This is a genomic window from Flavobacterium sp. (assembly GCF_047602195.1).
GTDB lineage: Bacteria > Bacteroidota > Bacteroidia > Flavobacteriales > Flavobacteriaceae > Flavobacterium.
In genome coordinates this window covers 1138518-1154327 of record NZ_JASGHW010000004.1, presented here as the reverse complement: position 1 = coordinate 1154327, position 15810 = coordinate 1138518, and the positions used below count along the sequence as shown (strand labels likewise).

Here is a 15810-nt window from a genome sequence, read left to right as displayed (position 1 = left end):
ATTCCCAAAAACTGCCTTATATTTGCACTCGCATTAAGCAATCAGGGCGATTAGCTCAGTTGGTTCAGAGCATCTGGTTTACACCCAGAGGGTCGGGGGTTCGAATCCCTCATCGCCCACAAGTTTAAAAACAAATGGTTTCAAAAGCCGATAAATCTTATGATTTATCGGCTTTTTGCTTTTAGGCATACTTCAAATTATTCATTCAATCTTATTTCTTAGGAGATAAAATCGAGACCCGAACAGATCAAAAAATAAGGGTCTCGCTAAAATCGCTTAAGCCTTGCAAACACTGGTATTGTCGAACCTATTCACTTACCCGTTTAAAATTTGAACATCTTGTTTGCAATTACTCAGAACAATAAATTGATTAGTAATTAAAAAGGTTACCGCCATGAAAACAAAAATCACTTTGCATTTCTATGCAAAAAAAACCAAAGCTAATGTTGCCGGACTTCTGCCAATTTATATCCGGTTAACTGTCGATGGAGAACGTCTCGAATTTAGTTCCAAAAAGTTTATCGAAAAATCAAAATGGTCTGATGAACTGTCGAAAATGAAAGGCACTTCAGAGGAAGCCCGTTCAATTAATAACTATCTCGATTCTGTAAAATCACAGATAATTGATATTCAAATGACACTCACCCATAAAAGAGAAGCTTTAAATATTGAAAACTTCCGGAAGCGTCTGTTCGATGAAACAGATTCTCAACGAATGCTTTTACCAATTTACAGAGACCACAACAACCGGATTGAAGGATTGCTCGGAAACGGTTACGCGCCTGGCACATTAGAACGATTTAAAATTTCATTGAAACATCTTGAAGAATTCCTATTGTGGAAATTGAATGTAAAAGATATCGCGATTGATAAAATTGATTTCGCATTGATCACTGATTTCGAATTTTATTTGAGGAGCGAAAAAAACTGCAGCAATAATACCGCAGTGAAATACGTCCGCAATTTTAGAAAGATTATTAAAATTTGCCTGAGCAATGATTGGCTTGAAAAAGACCCATTTGTTAAGTATGACGGCAAAATGAAAGAAGTTGAAACGGAATTTCTAACCGAAGAAGAAATCCAAAGCATTTATTCCAAGAAGTTTCGCACACCAAGACTTGAACTGGTACGGGATATTTTTATCTTTTGCTGTTTTACCGGCTTAGCTTACGTTGATGTAAAAGGATTAAAACAAGACCATATTGGAATTGGCATCGACGGCCAAAAGTGGATATTTAAAAATCGACAAAAAACAGATACCAAATCAAAGATACCTTTGCTACCAATTCCCGAAGAATTGATTAAAAAATATGCCTCTCATCCTAAGTGTCTGAATGAAGATCGGGTTTTACCAGTTCTCAGCAATCAAAAAATGAACGGCTATTTAAAAGAGATTGGCGATTTGTGTGAAATTACCAAAGAAATCACTTTTCACATGGCTAGGCATACATTTGCCACCTCAGTAACTTTGACAAATGGAGTTCCAATCGAAAGCGTCAGTAAAATGCTAGGCCATAAAAATATTCAGACTACTCAGCATTACGCTAGAGTTCTGGATAAGAAGGTAAGTGAGGACATGCAAAATTTACGCACAAGATATCAAGGCGGCGGCGTTCTGAAAGCAAGTAGCTAATCTTTTGATGATTATGCTAACAGTATTATGCAGCCATTCCATTGATAAACGTCTCGACAAAGTCAACTATTTTTTTCAATATCTTATCCCCAAGTGTTTTGCGTTGTAACAAACTTGGCTTTTCACCTTGAATTAACTCTAGAACCTCATCCCGCAAAGGTTGGCGTTCAGCGAACAAATAATTTTCAATCAGCCGTTCAGTTTTCTCTGCAGACAAATTCTCTTCATAAACCAAATCATCAAATGCCTTTTGTTGTTGTTCCGACCAGTATTTGTCGAACTCCTCTTGGATATTATCTGTATCTTCAATAATCGGCAAATTCTCTAATATGAATCGTTCGATCAATTCACGCTTACTTCTCAATGTTGTTTCGGTATTCAACAAGTTGAAAATTTCCTGCTCGGTTTTGGCAGTATCGTTCTTCGTTTGGGATTTCAACTTTATCAATAGTTGAATTATATAAGTAACATTTATCTCGTCCCGATGAATCAATTCAAGTTCAAAATCGACATCCTCAAGAATTGAGACCTTTTCCTTCTGATGCTCGTTTTTTACTTTATCGTGTAAATCAAGATACTTGCTTTTAAAATCTTCAAATTGTTGCTCATCCATTTTCAGGTCTTCCCACTGAAAATCGGAAAATGCAGCGAGAATATTTTTAACGCGCATTAAATCCCTGAAGGCTTTGATAAACTCTAACTCGTCTTCTTCAGTTACCAGGTCATCTACACTATCTATAGTTAGAGCCAATGACAGAAGATGTTCAAAGGCATCATCAAATTTTGCAATGTAGTCCTCATAGGGTTTCATAATGATCACCTCGATAGCTTCTTTATTACTAAAAAGCGTAATTGCTTCATCCGTTCGATTTTTGAGATTCCTAAACGTTACTATATTGCCTTGACTTTTTTGCTCGTTAATGATACGATTAGTCCGGCTGTATGCTTGTATCAATCCATGATACTTTAGGTTTTTATCCACGTACAATGTATTGAGCGTCGGACTATCGAATCCTGTAAGAAACATATTCACTACAATCAGGATATCAATTTTTCGCTCTTTTACTTTTTTCGAAATATCATTATAATAGTTATAAAAGCTTTGGCTGTCTCGCGTTGTAAAATTGTCACCAAACATTCTGTTATAATCGCCTATAAATTCCTCAAGCTTTTCACGACTATGTACATTAACTTTGTAATTTGCGTTGGGTTCAGCTGCAACACTCATCTGATCGCCATCGAAATTATCATCAAAGGTGTAAAGCCCATTTGCATCGGCATCTTCTTCATTGCTGCCGTAACTGAAGATAGTCGCGATATTTAGATCATGGAGCCCGGCTTCTTTCTTTTGCTTAAATAAATCAACGTATTTGATCAGCGTATCTACATTGTTCGTGCAGAACATAGCGGTAAAATCCCGATTATGGGTTTTGCGGCCGTGATGAGCAATAATATAATCCGTGATTTTATTTAAGCGCCTGGAATCTTCCATCAATTCCCTGGTATCTATATCTTCAACTTCGATATCAATATTAGTCTCCCTGCCATCTTTGTGTTTATAACGGCCAACGTACTCGACAGAAAATTTCAAAACATTTTCATCTTTAATGGCATCTGTGATAACGTATTTGTGTAAGCAATCTTCAAACAAATCCCTGGTTGTTCTTTTTCCATGTTCGTTTTTCGCAGCATTGTCTGCAAAAATTGGAGTTCCGGTAAATCCAAACATTTGGCTATTGGAAAAAAAAGCCTTGATTCGCTTATGAGTATCGCCGAATTGACTACGATGGCATTCGTCGAAAATGAATACTACGCGCTTGTCTTTTATATCGGCCATTTTTCTTTCGTATTTCAATTTGCTGATGGCAGTATTCAATTTCTGGATAGTCGTAACTATCAGCTTTGAATCTTTCGCTTCGCCTTTTTTATCAACATAAGAACCAATAAATTGTTTGACGAGATTACTGGTATTATCAGTTCCGTCTATGCATCCTTCCTGAAAACTATTAAACTCTTTTGTGGTTTGGTAGTCAAGATCTTTTCGATCGACAACGAATATAACTTTGTGGACTTGTGGCAGCGCCATTAAAATTTGGCTGGCTTTGAAGCTGGTTAAAGTTTTTCCTGAACCTGTCGTATGCCATATATAACCATTCTTTGTCGAATTCTTAACACGTTCAATTAGTGCTTCGACAGCATAATATTGATATGGACGCAGTACCATCGGGATTTTGTATGCCTCATTCAAAACTATGTACTTACAAATCATCTTGCTGATATGACATGGTTCCAAAAACGCATCGGTAAACCCATTGAGAATATTCGAAAGCCTTTTGTTTTCGATATCTGTCCAGTAATAAGTTTGCTTGAATCCTTGTTTGGGGTTATTGGCATAGTATTTTGTATTCACCCCATTGCTTATGACAAAAATCTGTACATATTGAAAGAGTGCAGCGTTCGCTCCAAATGAATGTCGTTGATAGCGGTTAATTTGGTTAAATGCTTCTTTCAACTCAAGTCCCCTGCGCTTCAGTTCTATTTGCACCAAAGGCAATCCGTTGATTAAAATGGTGACGTCGTAACGATTCTTATATTTTCCTTCTTGGCTAATCTGATTAGTGACTTGGTATTGGTTTTGGCACCAATGCTCTATATTGAGAAATTCATAGTAGAGATTTTGACCATTGTCTCGTATAAGATGTTGCTGATGTCGAAGGGTTTTAGATTTTTCGAATACTGAGCCTTTACTTAACGTGTTCAAAACTTTCTCAAATTCGGTATCTGTAAATTTCAGGTTGCCGGTTTTGACCAATGCATTCGAATTGTGTTTTTCCAATTGATGCTTAAGGTTAAGTAGTAAATCTTTTTCATTTTGAAGCAAGAGAAATTGATAACCCAATTTTTGTAATTGTGTTATCAACTTCTCTTCTAGTATTTGCTCAGATTGTTTTGCCATATTTTATTTTATCAACGAGCAGTAAATATAACAGTTTTAACAGTTATTTCAATCCTCGAAACATTTGTTCTATGGCCCTCTTCTTTTGCTCATGGTTTGGATGAACATATAAATTCAGGGTAGTGCTTATATTTGAATGTCCCAATAAAACACTCACTGTTTTATAATCGCATTTACTCTCGATACATCTTGTGGCGAAACTATGTCTAAGTCCATGGAATTTAAGATCTGGAATGTCAAGATTAAATATCAAATTCTTATAGTATGTTCTATAAGTTCTGGGTTCAGTAGGCTTTATATCATTTGTAAGAACAAAAAATGTACTATTTACAACCTTTCTAATTGGCTTCAACATTTTAATCAAGTCTCGACTCATCGGAATTTCGCGAATAGAATTCTTTGTTTTAGGTGTATCTAATATTACTTCCGTCTTGCGAGTATTGCCATCGATCGTGTAGATACGCTGAATCGTTCGCCTGACTCGTATTACACCATTTTCGGTATCGACATCGTCCCAAGTTAAAGCACAGATTTCACCAATTCGCAAACCCGAACTTAAGCAGATGAACACCCCCAAATTCCTGAATGTAAAATGCTTTTCTAGATGCAGCATCAATTTTCTTTGATTAGATCGGCTCAATACTTCAATGTTGTTTGACTCCCGTTTCGTAGGAAATTGTATATCAAGAGCCTTGTGTTCCATCCACTTGTTCTTGATCGCAAATTTCAATATCATCTTTAAGACGATAAGAATATCCTTTACCGTTTTTTGACTCAATCCTTGGTCAATTTTCTTAAACACGAATTTCTGAACCTCTTTTTCGTCAAACGTAAATTTGTCTCCGAATGCAGGCAAAAGATGATTTTCTGTTAAAAGCACATACGCTGAAAAACTAGACTTTTTTACATACATTTTTTTATCTGCTTTCCACAGATGGGTAATTTCTGAAATTGTTTTGTTGTTGTTCATATTTTCTTTTAAGGGTTACTAACCTCAAAGAAAATAAAAGTTGTTTGCAACTTTAGGGAAATTGGATCTTAAAGGTTCCTAATTTGAGATTTCCTGAATTTAGTGATGAATGGAAAACTAAGAAATTGGGGGAAATTGCTACATTTTCAAAAGGAAAAGGAATTTCTAAAAGTGATGTTGAAGAACCCGGAATTACCGAATGTATTAGATACGGCGAACTTTATACACATTACGGTGCAATTATCGACGAAGTCAAATCAAAAACTAATGTTGATATATCAGACCTTGTATTAAGTGAATCGAATGATGTTATTATTCCTGCATCTGGAGAAACAACAATCGATATTGCAACAGCCTCTTGTGTTTTAAAGTCTGGGATTGCATTAGGAAGTGACTTGAATATTATCAAAACTGAGAACAATGGAGTCTTTTTATCTTATTATCTGAACAGCAAGAAGAAAATGGAAATAGCCAATTTAGCCCAAGGAATTTCCGTTGTACATTTGTATTCAAGTCAATTAGCTTCCCTTTCTTTGAGTTTACCAAAGTTTGGTGAACAAAACAAAATTTCTTCCTTTTTGTCTTTACTTGACAAAAGAATTCAAACCCAAAACAAAATAATTAAGGAATTAAGTGTAGTTAAAATTACACTTGCTAAAAACATATTTTCACAACGGCTTAGGTTTAAAGATCAAAACAATAATCAGTTTTCAAATTGGGAGAAAAAAAAACTTGGAGAACTTGGAGAAATTATTAACGGACTCACTTATAGCCCAAAAGATATTAACTCAAAAGGTATTTTAGTACTAAGATCTTCAAATATTCAAAATAGAAGTCTTGCCTTCAACGATAACGTCTATGTAAATACTAAAAAATATAATCCGGTTAAGGAAAATGATATCTTGATTTGTGTTAGAAACGGAAGTAAAAATCTTATCGGAAAGAACGCTTTGATCTGTAAGGATAACGAAGGACTCGCATTCGGGGCATTTATGTCCGTTTACAGAAGTCCATACAATAAATTTATATTTCAATGGTTCGATACTGACGAATATAGAGAGATAGTTAACAGGAATCTAGGCGCTACTATCAATTCGATAAACGGTAGTGACTTAAAGAAAATTTTAATTCATTTTCCAAGTCTGCACGAGCAAACTAAAATTGCAGATTTCCTAGAGGCTGTCGGCTCGAAAATTGAAATTGAAATCCAACTTTTGCGAGAATTAGAAAAGCAGAAAAAGTTTTTATTACATAACATGTTTATATAGAAAACTAGACAAATATTTGTCGTAATAGGTGTTTCTTTTGCTTTTTAAATTGCGCTGAAATGTCTTTTTCAACTTGGATTTTTTGGTCTATTGCAGAAAGAAATTTTGAAATTACATCCTGTTCCTCTAAAAAAGGGACTTGAACTTTTATTTTTTCAATGGTTGTTTTTGACAGACTTGGAACCCCTGATGCCTCATTATACTCCAGCCAATTGATCGTTTGGAAAAGGTAAAAAATGAATTTAGGAATACACGATTGAAAAGAATGCGTATAAAATAAAGTGTCTACAGTCCACATTTTTCCATTGTAGTACATCGGCTTATTTATTGTGCCTTTTCTTCCAATACATACCGTCTCACCATCGTATAAATATTCATTAACAAATGTCATATAACCTCCCGTTCCATAGACGGGGATGGTACCCTCTTTTAAATGCTTATAATCTTTCCCGTTTCCAATTTTCAAAATATCACCGATTTTTGATTCTGACCATTCTGAAAAGTCATTTCCGTTACCGTCCTTGAACCTCAATTGCTGAGAAAATACTTTATTCATTAACGTGGACTTTAATGTTTCTAAACCCTCAATTATTTTGTTTTGGGTTTTGATCCGTTCATCGATAAGTGACAAAAGTGTTCCAATTTTTTCTTGTTCATTTCTGTGAGGAAGAGATAGTTTGAGTCCCCTAATACTCTCAAAATTCAATCCTTCTCGACCACTCCCAGTTTGTAAACTCTTAAAAATGGTTTGGCCTTTATATGAGGAAAATATTGACTGAACAAATCTTGGATAGTATTGTTGTTTTAATCTTATGATACAGACATGTTGATTGACGTTTCCCATTTTGAAATCCTCAGGAACAACGCAACTTCTTCCTAACGATGCCCCTGTAATGTTAAGAAGTATGTCATTAGACCTAACAATACTATTTTTCATTTGGTTATTTACAGATTCTGGAATAAAAACAGAATTGTCTAATTCTAACCGGTCGTTGTTTACATTTTGACTTCGTATAAAAAGTACACCGTCCTTTGTATAAACAGCTTCACCCCCTAGCGGTGTCTTCCCGCTATTGACTTTATTAGCAATTTCCTCCAATTTCTTAGTTTCCCACTCTCCCTCAAATCCAGGAAATCTCAAATTAGGAACCTTTGTAACTTTTTTACCCTGTTCTTCCATTAAATTTTATTAAAATGATTGCTGCCTAGAAAACCAATCCCAGTTCTTTAAAATAAACGTCAATCTCCTTATCCAACCCTGCGCGCTTGGCTTCCAGCTCTTTTATTTCACGCATTACCGCAAAAATATCAATCGGTTCTTCTTCTTCGTAGGTGTTAACATAACGAGGAATGTTAAGATTATAATCATTATCCGCAATATCCTTTAACGATGCCAGATAACTGTACTTTGGTATTACTTTTCTATTTCGGAAGGTATCAACTATCTTGTCGATATGTTCATCACGCAATATATTTTGGGTTTTAACCTTGTCAAACTCTTTGCTCGCATCAATAAATAAAATATCATCCGGATTTTCGCGGCACTTCTTAAATACCAAAATACACGTTGGTATGCTTGTACCATAAAAAACATTCTGTGGTAAGCCAATGACGGCATCTAAATAATTTTTATTTTCAATCAAGTACTTACGAATATGTTGTTCAGCGGCACCCCTGAATAACACCCCATGGGGCAGGACAACTGCCATTATCCCATTTTCCGCCAAATGATAAATCATATGCTGTACGAACGCAAAGTCCGCTTTGCTGGCTGGGGCAAGTTTCCCATATTGGCTAAAACGATCATCCGAAGTAAAAATTGGATTTGCACTCCAATTAGCCGAGAAAGGCGGATTTGCGACAATTGCCTCAAATGGGAGATCGTCTAAATGTTGCGGATGCTCTAAAGTATCTTCCTGTTTTATATCAAATTTTCGATAATGAATGCCGTGCAAAATCATGTTCATCCTTGCAAGGTTGTAGGTCGTGCGATTCATCTCCTGACCGTAAAACATAGCAACATCTTTAACCTCTCTGGCCACCCGCAGAAGTAAAGATCCTGAGCCGCATGTTGGGTCATATACCGATTTCAATTTATGTTTTCCGCTAGTGACAATTTTTGCAAGAATTTTCGAAACCTCTTGTGGAGTGTAAAATTCTCCAGCCTTTTTTCCGGCGCCGCTTGCAAATTGCCCAATTAAATACTCGTATGCATCACCTAAAATATCTAGTTGAGTATGCTCCAGTTTAAAATCAATTTTGTCTAAATGCGATAGTACCTTTGCAATAATTGCATTTCTGGCCTCTGGAGTTTTGCCAAGTTTAGAACTATTCAAATCCATGTCTTCAAAAAGATTTTCGTAGTCTTCCTCGCTATCGGTTCCCATAGTACTCAGTTGAATATTGATGAGAACATTTTGCAAATCTTGCAAAATGAAATTGGTTTTTCGTTCATCGAATTTTTCAACATCCTCATCATTTTCTCCTCTGCCTCGCTTAGTCATTTCAGAGAACAATTCGTCTGGCCTCAAAAAATACCCTAACTTTTCTAAGGCCTCTTCTTTAATAGCTTCAATGAATTCTTCGCTATTTGATTTACCTGGCACAATATCCCTGAATCGAATACCATCCTGTTTAAGTATCTCGTTGGCGAAAATGTCCATCTTTTCGCTGAGATATTTGTAAAAGATAAATCCCAAAATATAGTCGCGAAATTCATCCGCATTCATTTTGCCCCGCAAAGTATTAGCGATATTCCAAAGTTGGGTTTCCAGTACTCTTTTTTGATCCTCACTCATTCAGAATATTTTTTATGGTTTCGTGGCTAAATTACGATTTAAGATTTGGTTATTTTAAAAAGTTGAACTGAAACTATTTCTTCATTTATTGAAAATAAATTTCAATATTTTATTCATCAACCTCATCCATCCTCCTAACCAAAGTATCTCTCAAGGAATTTAAAAATTTAGTCCTCTCCGACTTCCGCGCTCGCATTTCGAAAAACGTCCTGTGAAACTGCCCCAAATCAATATCAAACGTTTCCTCAAAGAACTTTGCAGTTTCTTTTAAGTCTGTGTTGCCATTGTTGAAAACGCCCTCAGCGTGCAACGCATAAATCAATTCGATCAAAGCGACTTTCGAGCCCGTCCATTTTTGAACCTGCCTGTCAGGAATCGAAAACGGCATTGACTTTGTCTCCAGTTTAGACAATTCAGTTTCCAGATAAACCTGCAACATATCATTGGCTAAGATTTTTGCAACCTTGAAATCGTGTGAGGTCGTAAAGCGATTGTCTGCCTGAAAATAAGAACTATCCAACGTCAGCTTTACATCGTATCTGCCACGAACGAAATATTTCTTATCTAAGTGGACACTTCCAGTCCGGAAATATTTATAAAACTCAATATTTTCATTGAAATAGCATTTTAGTTTGGCTAGCTCCGAATTAAAGTATTTGCGCAAATACTTGTTTCCGCCAAATGGTTTATTAGTTTGGATATTATATACGTCATTAAAAAATATCAGCTTGCAGACGAATTGCGGTTTCACGTCTTTAAAGAAATGGATTTCTTCTACCTTGCTATCAAATGCATACTTCAAAAAATAAGTTTTAAGCTGCTCTAAAACCAAAATAGTTGCTTTGATGGAATCTTCGGCAGCCTTAATAGAATCCTTTTCAAGTTCTATAGTCTTCAGCTGCGCAGCTAACCCTTCCAAAAGCCGAGTCGCAAAATCGTTCATAGGGAAAACTGGTAATGTTTGTTCGAACCAAATCTAAAATCAGAAGTTCTGATTTCCAATTCCTCTATCTATCCATTCAGAAATATATTATTGGTCAAAAATAAAGCATTAATTAATCCTGCTATATTCCAAAAGCAACAACGCCTTATCTTTCAAGCAGTTATAATTATCGGTTGTTAGTGAGTTTCAAAGCAGAGGTTTATCTATTGTCGTTGCGATTTTAAAGTATTAATTTCAAACCCGATTTACACGCCGAAGCAGTTTTACACGCCGATCATCCCAACCAGACAATCTATTGACGTGATAAAATTTCTTCGTTTCATCTTTTTCATATTGCTTTTGCCTGCGCAGTTTCTTATCGCGCAGCATAAAGGTTTTAAAATTCCTGACACTCTTAAAACTAAAACCGTTGATTATGTTATTGATCGGCTCGACGAGAATGAAGATGATGAAATTCTTGATTCGCTCTATGCAAATGCGTTCTTATATAAAGCGAAGAGGGCTGGCAACCTAGACAATTTAATTCGCGCATATAATGTGATGATGCACAAGTCCCCGAAGGAATCTTGGCTGAGATACTGCGACAGCATGCTCTCCGTAGCTGCACGTTCTAAACAAGATAAATTAATCGGGACCGCTTACCTCACACGCGGAATAGTTTACAATTCCTTGAAGCAGCAGACAAAGGCGCTTGATGATTATTTGCTCGCAGATAAATTTATCGCTAAGACTGAAGACCTGTATTTAAGACACAAAGCTAAATTTTCAATTGCTCTCGTAAAATATAACTTGGGGTACTACCACGAAGCGATTGCACTACTCCGTGAATGCGAAGCTTATTTCAAGATAAATGAACCCGGACTTCCGCATTTAAGGACATTGCACGCACTTAGCCTTTGTTATATCAAAACTAAAGAATATGCTCTGGTTACCAATATGATTGATATAGGATATCGGGAATCCATAGATATGGAAGAACTGAAAACAATCCCATATTTTAAAAATGCCGAAGGCCGCAATGAGTTTTTCAAGGAGAACTACGTCGTTGCAATCGAGAAGCTGCAACAATCACTACCGCAGATAATAAAGTTTGAAGATTTCATTACGGTATCATCAACATATTATTTTATTGGACGTAGTTACTGGGCGTTAGGTGAAAAAGAGAAAGCCGTTCCATTTTTCAAAAAGGTAGACGAACTATTCCGGCAGGAAAAATTCATTAAAGATGAAGTACTGGAAGCCTATGACCTGTTGGCCCAATATTACGAGGACAAAGGCAATACAGCGGAACAATTAAAATACCTGACCGGCTTGCTAAAAGCCGAAACATTCGTCAGCAAAAATTTCCGCTACCTTTCCGAGAATATGCATCGCGAATACGACTTGAAAAAAATTAAGGACTCGACGGAAGAACTAAAAAGACATCTATTCTTTCGGGACAAACTAGACTTGATATTCGGAATCATCTTTTTACTAGTTTGTATTGTTTTGGGCTTTATAATATGCAAGCAATACCAGCGCCGCAAACTAAGAAGGCAAAAGTTTAAAGGTGTGATTTCACACAAAGACCGCACAGCGTTGCCAATCGTCAGTAAAGACAAAATCGTGGATGGAGACCAGATTATAAAACCTGAAATCATCGAAGCCGTCTCAAAGAAATTGGAAAAGTTTGAGGAAGGCGACGCATTTCTCGACCAGGACTTTAATCTCAATAAAATGGCCGCTATAGTCGATTGCAATACGCGATACACCTCACGGATAATTTGCGAGACCCGCAAGAAAAAATACATCGAATACATAGATGATCTAAGAATTGACTACATAGTCAACCGATTAAAGACCGACAGCAAATACCGCAACTACACAATCAAGGCGCTCACCGAAGAAGCGGGCTTCAAGTCGCCGCAGAAGTTCAAAGAAGCTTTCAAGAAAAATACTGAACTCAATCCGGTTTACTTCATCCGCGAACTCAAAAAGCAAAGTCAGACTAAGAATTGAAATATTTTGCGATAAATCGTACAGAACTTCGGATTTGCTTCTGAAATAAAACAATTCAATCGCAACAAATTTGCGCCATAACAACTTAAATCTAATGTTATGGCAGTCGAAATCATCACACGGGAAGACCTAAACGAATTCCGCACATTACTCCTCAAAGACCTAAAGGAAATCCTTCAAGCGAAACCGCAACAAGCCAAGCAGTGGTTAAAATCAACAGAGGTCAGAAAACTACTGAATATTTCCCCCGGAACGCTCCAGACATTGCGCATAAATAAGACACTGTCTTACACCAAAATCGGCGGCATCATCTACTACGCCCATCAGGATATCGAAAAGCTTCTCGAACTTAACAAAGTAAGTTCAGAACGTACGCTTTTTAATACTAAGTAATTCCCCATGAACTACATTAAGCACCTGACCGGCTTTTTCGATAAAGTCGCCAAAGATAAGCTGTTGAACCCAACACACGTCAGCTTATATATAGCACTGTTCCAATTTTGGAATGTCAATCGTTTCCGCAATCCAATCAGCATTTCCAGGCACGAGATCATGAGGATAAGCAAAATCAGTTCGTTGGCCACCTATCACCGTTGCCTGAAACTTTTGGACTCGCATGGGTATATTAAGTACGAGCCGTCATTCAATCCCTATAGAGGCAGTCATGTGTACTTATTCAATTTTTCAGACGAACTCAAGCCCATTCCACGAAACGAACGTACAGCTACTTCAAATTTTGAACTTCTCGCAGAACAAGTAGCGAACAAGCTTGAAACAACTGACGATACAAGTAATGAACAGGTTAGTGAACAAGCATTAGTACCTTCTATAAACAATACAAACAATACAAACAATACAAACCTTTTAAACGATTCAAACGGCTCAAACTTGGGCGAGTACGCAAAAAAAATTGAAGATGATATTCCAGGTTTTTTAAAAAGCGATACTCAAGAAAAAGAAAAAAGTTCCGCGAAAAAAGAAAAAGAAGAAAGTGCATCGATTTCCCCGCATGAACAGGAAAGCGTCGAGCATGTCCGAAGCCTGTTCTTAGATCAGGCTGAAAAACCGCCCGAACTTATCCCCGATAAACTACAGCGAAGCCCCACGATTGAAGAAGTGCTTATCTACTTCCGTGAACAAAATTATCCGGAACTCGAAGCCAGCAAGTTCTTCAATTACTTCACAAGCATTGGTTGGTTAGTAGGCGGCAAAACGCCTATGGCCGACTGGCCGGCAGCTGCGCGTAACTGGATGATAAACGCTCCAAAATTTACTACCAATGAACGAACAGACAGGACAAAATCCCTCGACACATCAGCAGACAAGGACTATTCAGAGCCACTATAACTATAACGAAGTGTGCTCCTGGATTGAAAGAAAAGGTATTGAATTATACGGTAAGCGCTTTCGGATAATTGAAAATGATTTTCCGGTAGTTTATAAACTCATAGCTTATTTTCTAAAAGATGAACAAGCGGCATTTCAATATAATATTGATTTTGACAAAGGCATTCTGTTAACTGGTCCGGTCGGCTGCGGTAAAACGTCATTGCTGAACATTATGAAATTTCTCGCGCCGGTCGAAAGTAAATTCTCCGTAAAGCCATGTCGCGATATCAGCTTTGAATTCATAAATGACGGTTATGAAATAATCCATCGATATAGCAAAGGAAAACTATATCAATCCGAACCGAAAATTTATTGCTTCGACGATTTGGGCGCCGAGAATAACCTGAAGTATTTCGGGAATGAATGTAACGTGATGGCAGAGATTGTCCTAAGCCGATATGACATTTTCATAAGTAAAAGAATTCCGACACACATAACATCAAACCTGTCTGCTTCCGAAATAGAAACACATTACGGTCTGCGCGTACGAAGTCGTCTGCGCGAAATGGTAAACCTAATTTCTTATGATAAAACAACTAAAGACAAACGATAAAAAAATAAACTCATGAAATCAATAATATTATTTTGGGACTGGATCCGCTATAATGAACACACCCTTAGAAATCTTAGGAATGAAAAACCTGGTGTACAAAAAATGTTTATCTACTGGCTTGATAAGCACTTACACAATTATTGCGAAAATCTGGAAAGCATACTAATGTTTCCGGCAAATGAAAATGAACCGACGCGACTTGTAATTTCGGCGAGCGGTAATCCGGAATATTTCGACCAGGTTACTACTTTGGTCGAGCGCGCACCAATGTTACGAAACTGGAAATTTGTTGCCTTTATTCAACCTTCACAAAGTATTGAGGAAATGGAAGCAGGATTGGATAAGCCTTATGTGTTTAAGGATATAGAATTGAAAGCAAGCGAGCTTAAATTCATGCCTTTTCAATACGACGATTTAAAAAAAATCGATATGATAGTCTATCTAAAGAATTTCACGGTGCATTGCACTAATAAAAATCTTTTGCATGTGGTTTTTATAATTTTACAGGATTTGCTTGGAGAAAAGTCATTGTTTGAAAATCTTAATTTTGTTGAACTTGCTCAACTGCCCGAACAAGAAGATAATGAACTAATTTATTTATATGAATTACAAGCTTTCTTAGATAATTTGATTTCGTTTAAATCGAAAAAAAGGTACTGATTCTTATTAATTGATCTTAATACATTAAGTTATTGGAGCAATTCGATTTCTTCGAGGAATTAATTACTCATTTTGTATATTAGCAATTAATTAAAAGCATTATGACCAATAACCGGCCCTACTTGATCGAAAATAGATTATCTGATATCTTAGCTCTTATTCAAGTTTTGGGACTAGATAAAAGAGGGCATCGTGGAGAAAGTGGTTTGCAGGAGGAATTACAAGGACCTCCAAAATCTGCATTGACATGGACAGAACTTGCAATTGAACACCCCGAATTTTTTAGGGCTGACAAGACGAAAGAACATGGAATTTCTTTAATAGCAAGACACGTAACTGAGCCAAACGAAAATGGTATTCGTGAGTTGTCTTTCGATTTAATTAAAAAGTTGATTGAAATTGCCATTGAGCTTCATGATAGGCAAAAAGAAATGGCTGACAAATGGAAGATATGGCTCCCTATCATTGCAGTAGTTGTTGCAGGATTTGTAAATGTCATTGTTACATTATCGACAAACTCAAGTCATGATCAACCAAATACCAAACAAAATGTTGGGCATAAATCTTGCAATTCTATTGATAAAAAATTTTGTTGCGAGAAAAAGGTTGAAAAAGAATTTTCTATAGCTGAGTAACTCTAAA

13 protein-coding genes and 1 tRNA gene are annotated in these 15810 nt (G+C 36.5%); 9 read left to right on the top strand and 5 right to left on the bottom strand.

The genetic code is table 11. From position 1 onward, the window contains the following. Positions 1–44 precede the first annotated feature (44 nt). Together QM717_RS11240 and QM717_RS11235 are read left to right on the top strand one after the other, a co-directional pair. A tRNA-Val gene (locus tag QM717_RS11240) sits at positions 45–119 on the top strand. A 275-nt stretch (positions 120–394) separates the two neighbouring features. Further along, positions 395–1633 carry a site-specific integrase gene (locus QM717_RS11235; protein ID WP_415037560.1) on the top strand — a complete coding sequence of 413 codons (1239 nt, stop codon included), beginning with the start codon at positions 395–397 and terminating at the stop codon, positions 1631–1633. A gap of 25 nt (positions 1634–1658) precedes the next feature. Here QM717_RS11235 and QM717_RS11230 read toward each other — a convergent pair whose 3' ends face one another. Both QM717_RS11230 and QM717_RS11225 read right to left on the bottom strand, forming a co-directional pair. Beyond that, entirely contained in the window at positions 1659–4589 is a 2931-nt protein-coding gene (locus QM717_RS11230) for a type I restriction endonuclease subunit R (protein ID WP_415037559.1), read from the bottom strand. Positions 4590–4632: 43 nt separating this feature from the next. Continuing rightward, on the bottom strand, positions 4633–5559 hold the full coding sequence (locus QM717_RS11225) for a tyrosine-type recombinase/integrase (RefSeq protein WP_415037558.1): 927 nt from the start codon (positions 5557–5559) through the stop codon (positions 4633–4635). An 83-nt stretch (positions 5560–5642) separates the two neighbouring features. Here QM717_RS11225 and QM717_RS11220 point away from each other — a divergent pair, with 83 nt between their 5' ends. Beyond that, entirely contained in the window at positions 5643–6827 is a 1185-nt protein-coding gene (locus QM717_RS11220) for a restriction endonuclease subunit S (RefSeq protein ID WP_415037557.1), read from the top strand. Positions 6828–6831: 4 nt separating this feature from the next. Here the strand turns inward: QM717_RS11220 and QM717_RS11215 are convergent, their stop codons facing one another. The 3 genes from QM717_RS11215 to QM717_RS11205 all read right to left on the bottom strand — a co-directional run bounded on the left by QM717_RS11215 (position 6832) and on the right by QM717_RS11205 (position 10568). Beyond that, the gene (locus tag QM717_RS11215; protein ID WP_415037556.1) at positions 6832–8007 is read right to left on the bottom strand and encodes a restriction endonuclease subunit S; all 1176 of its coding nucleotides are present in this window, start codon (positions 8005–8007) and stop codon (positions 6832–6834) included. 25 nt (positions 8008–8032) lie between these two features. After that, on the bottom strand, positions 8033–9625 hold the full coding sequence (locus QM717_RS11210; protein WP_415037555.1) for a type I restriction-modification system subunit M: 1593 nt from the start codon (positions 9623–9625) through the stop codon (positions 8033–8035). 109 nt (positions 9626–9734) lie between these two features. Beyond that, the gene (locus tag QM717_RS11205) at positions 9735–10568 is read right to left on the bottom strand and encodes an RteC domain-containing protein (RefSeq protein WP_415037554.1); all 834 of its coding nucleotides are present in this window, start codon (positions 10566–10568) and stop codon (positions 9735–9737) included. A gap of 300 nt (positions 10569–10868) precedes the next feature. Here QM717_RS11205 and QM717_RS11200 point away from each other — a divergent pair, with 300 nt between their 5' ends. From QM717_RS11200 to QM717_RS11175, 6 genes are all read left to right on the top strand, one after another. Further along, positions 10869–12566, top strand: coding sequence for a hypothetical protein (locus QM717_RS11200; protein WP_415037553.1), 1698 nt, complete (start codon positions 10869–10871; stop codon positions 12564–12566). 99 nt (positions 12567–12665) lie between these two features. After that, complete coding sequence (locus QM717_RS11195; protein WP_415037552.1) at positions 12666–12959, top strand: helix-turn-helix domain-containing protein; 294 nt, start codon at positions 12666–12668, stop codon at positions 12957–12959. A gap of 6 nt (positions 12960–12965) precedes the next feature. Further along, the gene (locus QM717_RS11190; RefSeq protein WP_415037551.1) at positions 12966–13913 is read left to right on the top strand and encodes a transcriptional regulator; all 948 of its coding nucleotides are present in this window, start codon (positions 12966–12968) and stop codon (positions 13911–13913) included. Continuing rightward, complete coding sequence (locus tag QM717_RS11185; RefSeq protein ID WP_415037550.1) at positions 13846–14508, top strand: ATPase; 663 nt, start codon at positions 13846–13848, stop codon at positions 14506–14508. The genes QM717_RS11190 and QM717_RS11185 overlap by 68 nt, the downstream gene beginning before the upstream one ends. 12 nt (positions 14509–14520) lie before the next feature. Beyond that, positions 14521–15168 (top strand): hypothetical protein, encoded by a 648-nt coding sequence (locus QM717_RS11180; protein ID WP_415037549.1) that lies wholly within the window; start codon positions 14521–14523, stop codon positions 15166–15168. 101 nt (positions 15169–15269) lie between these two features. Then, on the top strand, positions 15270–15803 hold the full coding sequence (locus QM717_RS11175; protein ID WP_415037548.1) for a hypothetical protein: 534 nt from the start codon (positions 15270–15272) through the stop codon (positions 15801–15803). Positions 15804–15810: the final 7 nt, after the last annotated feature.

Excerpts from the sequence above, each read along its gene's own strand:
- QM717_RS11235 (WP_415037560.1), top strand. The coding sequence starts at position 395 with ATGAAAACAAAAATCACTTTGCATTTCTATGCAAAAAAAACCAAAGCT.
- QM717_RS11230 (WP_415037559.1), bottom strand. The coding sequence starts at position 4,589 with ATGGCAAAACAATCTGAGCAAATACTAGAAGAGAAGTTGATAACACAA.
- QM717_RS11225 (WP_415037558.1), bottom strand. The coding sequence starts at position 5,559 with ATGAACAACAACAAAACAATTTCAGAAATTACCCATCTGTGGAAAGCA.
- QM717_RS11215 (WP_415037556.1), bottom strand. The coding sequence starts at position 8,007 with ATGGAAGAACAGGGTAAAAAAGTTACAAAGGTTCCTAATTTGAGATTT.
- QM717_RS11210 (WP_415037555.1), bottom strand. The coding sequence starts at position 9,625 with ATGAGTGAGGATCAAAAAAGAGTACTGGAAACCCAACTTTGGAATATC.
- QM717_RS11205 (WP_415037554.1), bottom strand. The coding sequence starts at position 10,568 with ATGAACGATTTTGCGACTCGGCTTTTGGAAGGGTTAGCTGCGCAGCTG.
- QM717_RS11195 (WP_415037552.1), top strand. The coding sequence starts at position 12,666 with ATGGCAGTCGAAATCATCACACGGGAAGACCTAAACGAATTCCGCACA.
- QM717_RS11190 (WP_415037551.1), top strand. The coding sequence starts at position 12,966 with ATGAACTACATTAAGCACCTGACCGGCTTTTTCGATAAAGTCGCCAAA.
- QM717_RS11185 (WP_415037550.1), top strand. The coding sequence starts at position 13,846 with ATGAACGAACAGACAGGACAAAATCCCTCGACACATCAGCAGACAAGG.
- QM717_RS11180 (WP_415037549.1), top strand. The coding sequence starts at position 14,521 with ATGAAATCAATAATATTATTTTGGGACTGGATCCGCTATAATGAACAC.
- QM717_RS11175 (WP_415037548.1), top strand. The coding sequence starts at position 15,270 with ATGACCAATAACCGGCCCTACTTGATCGAAAATAGATTATCTGATATC.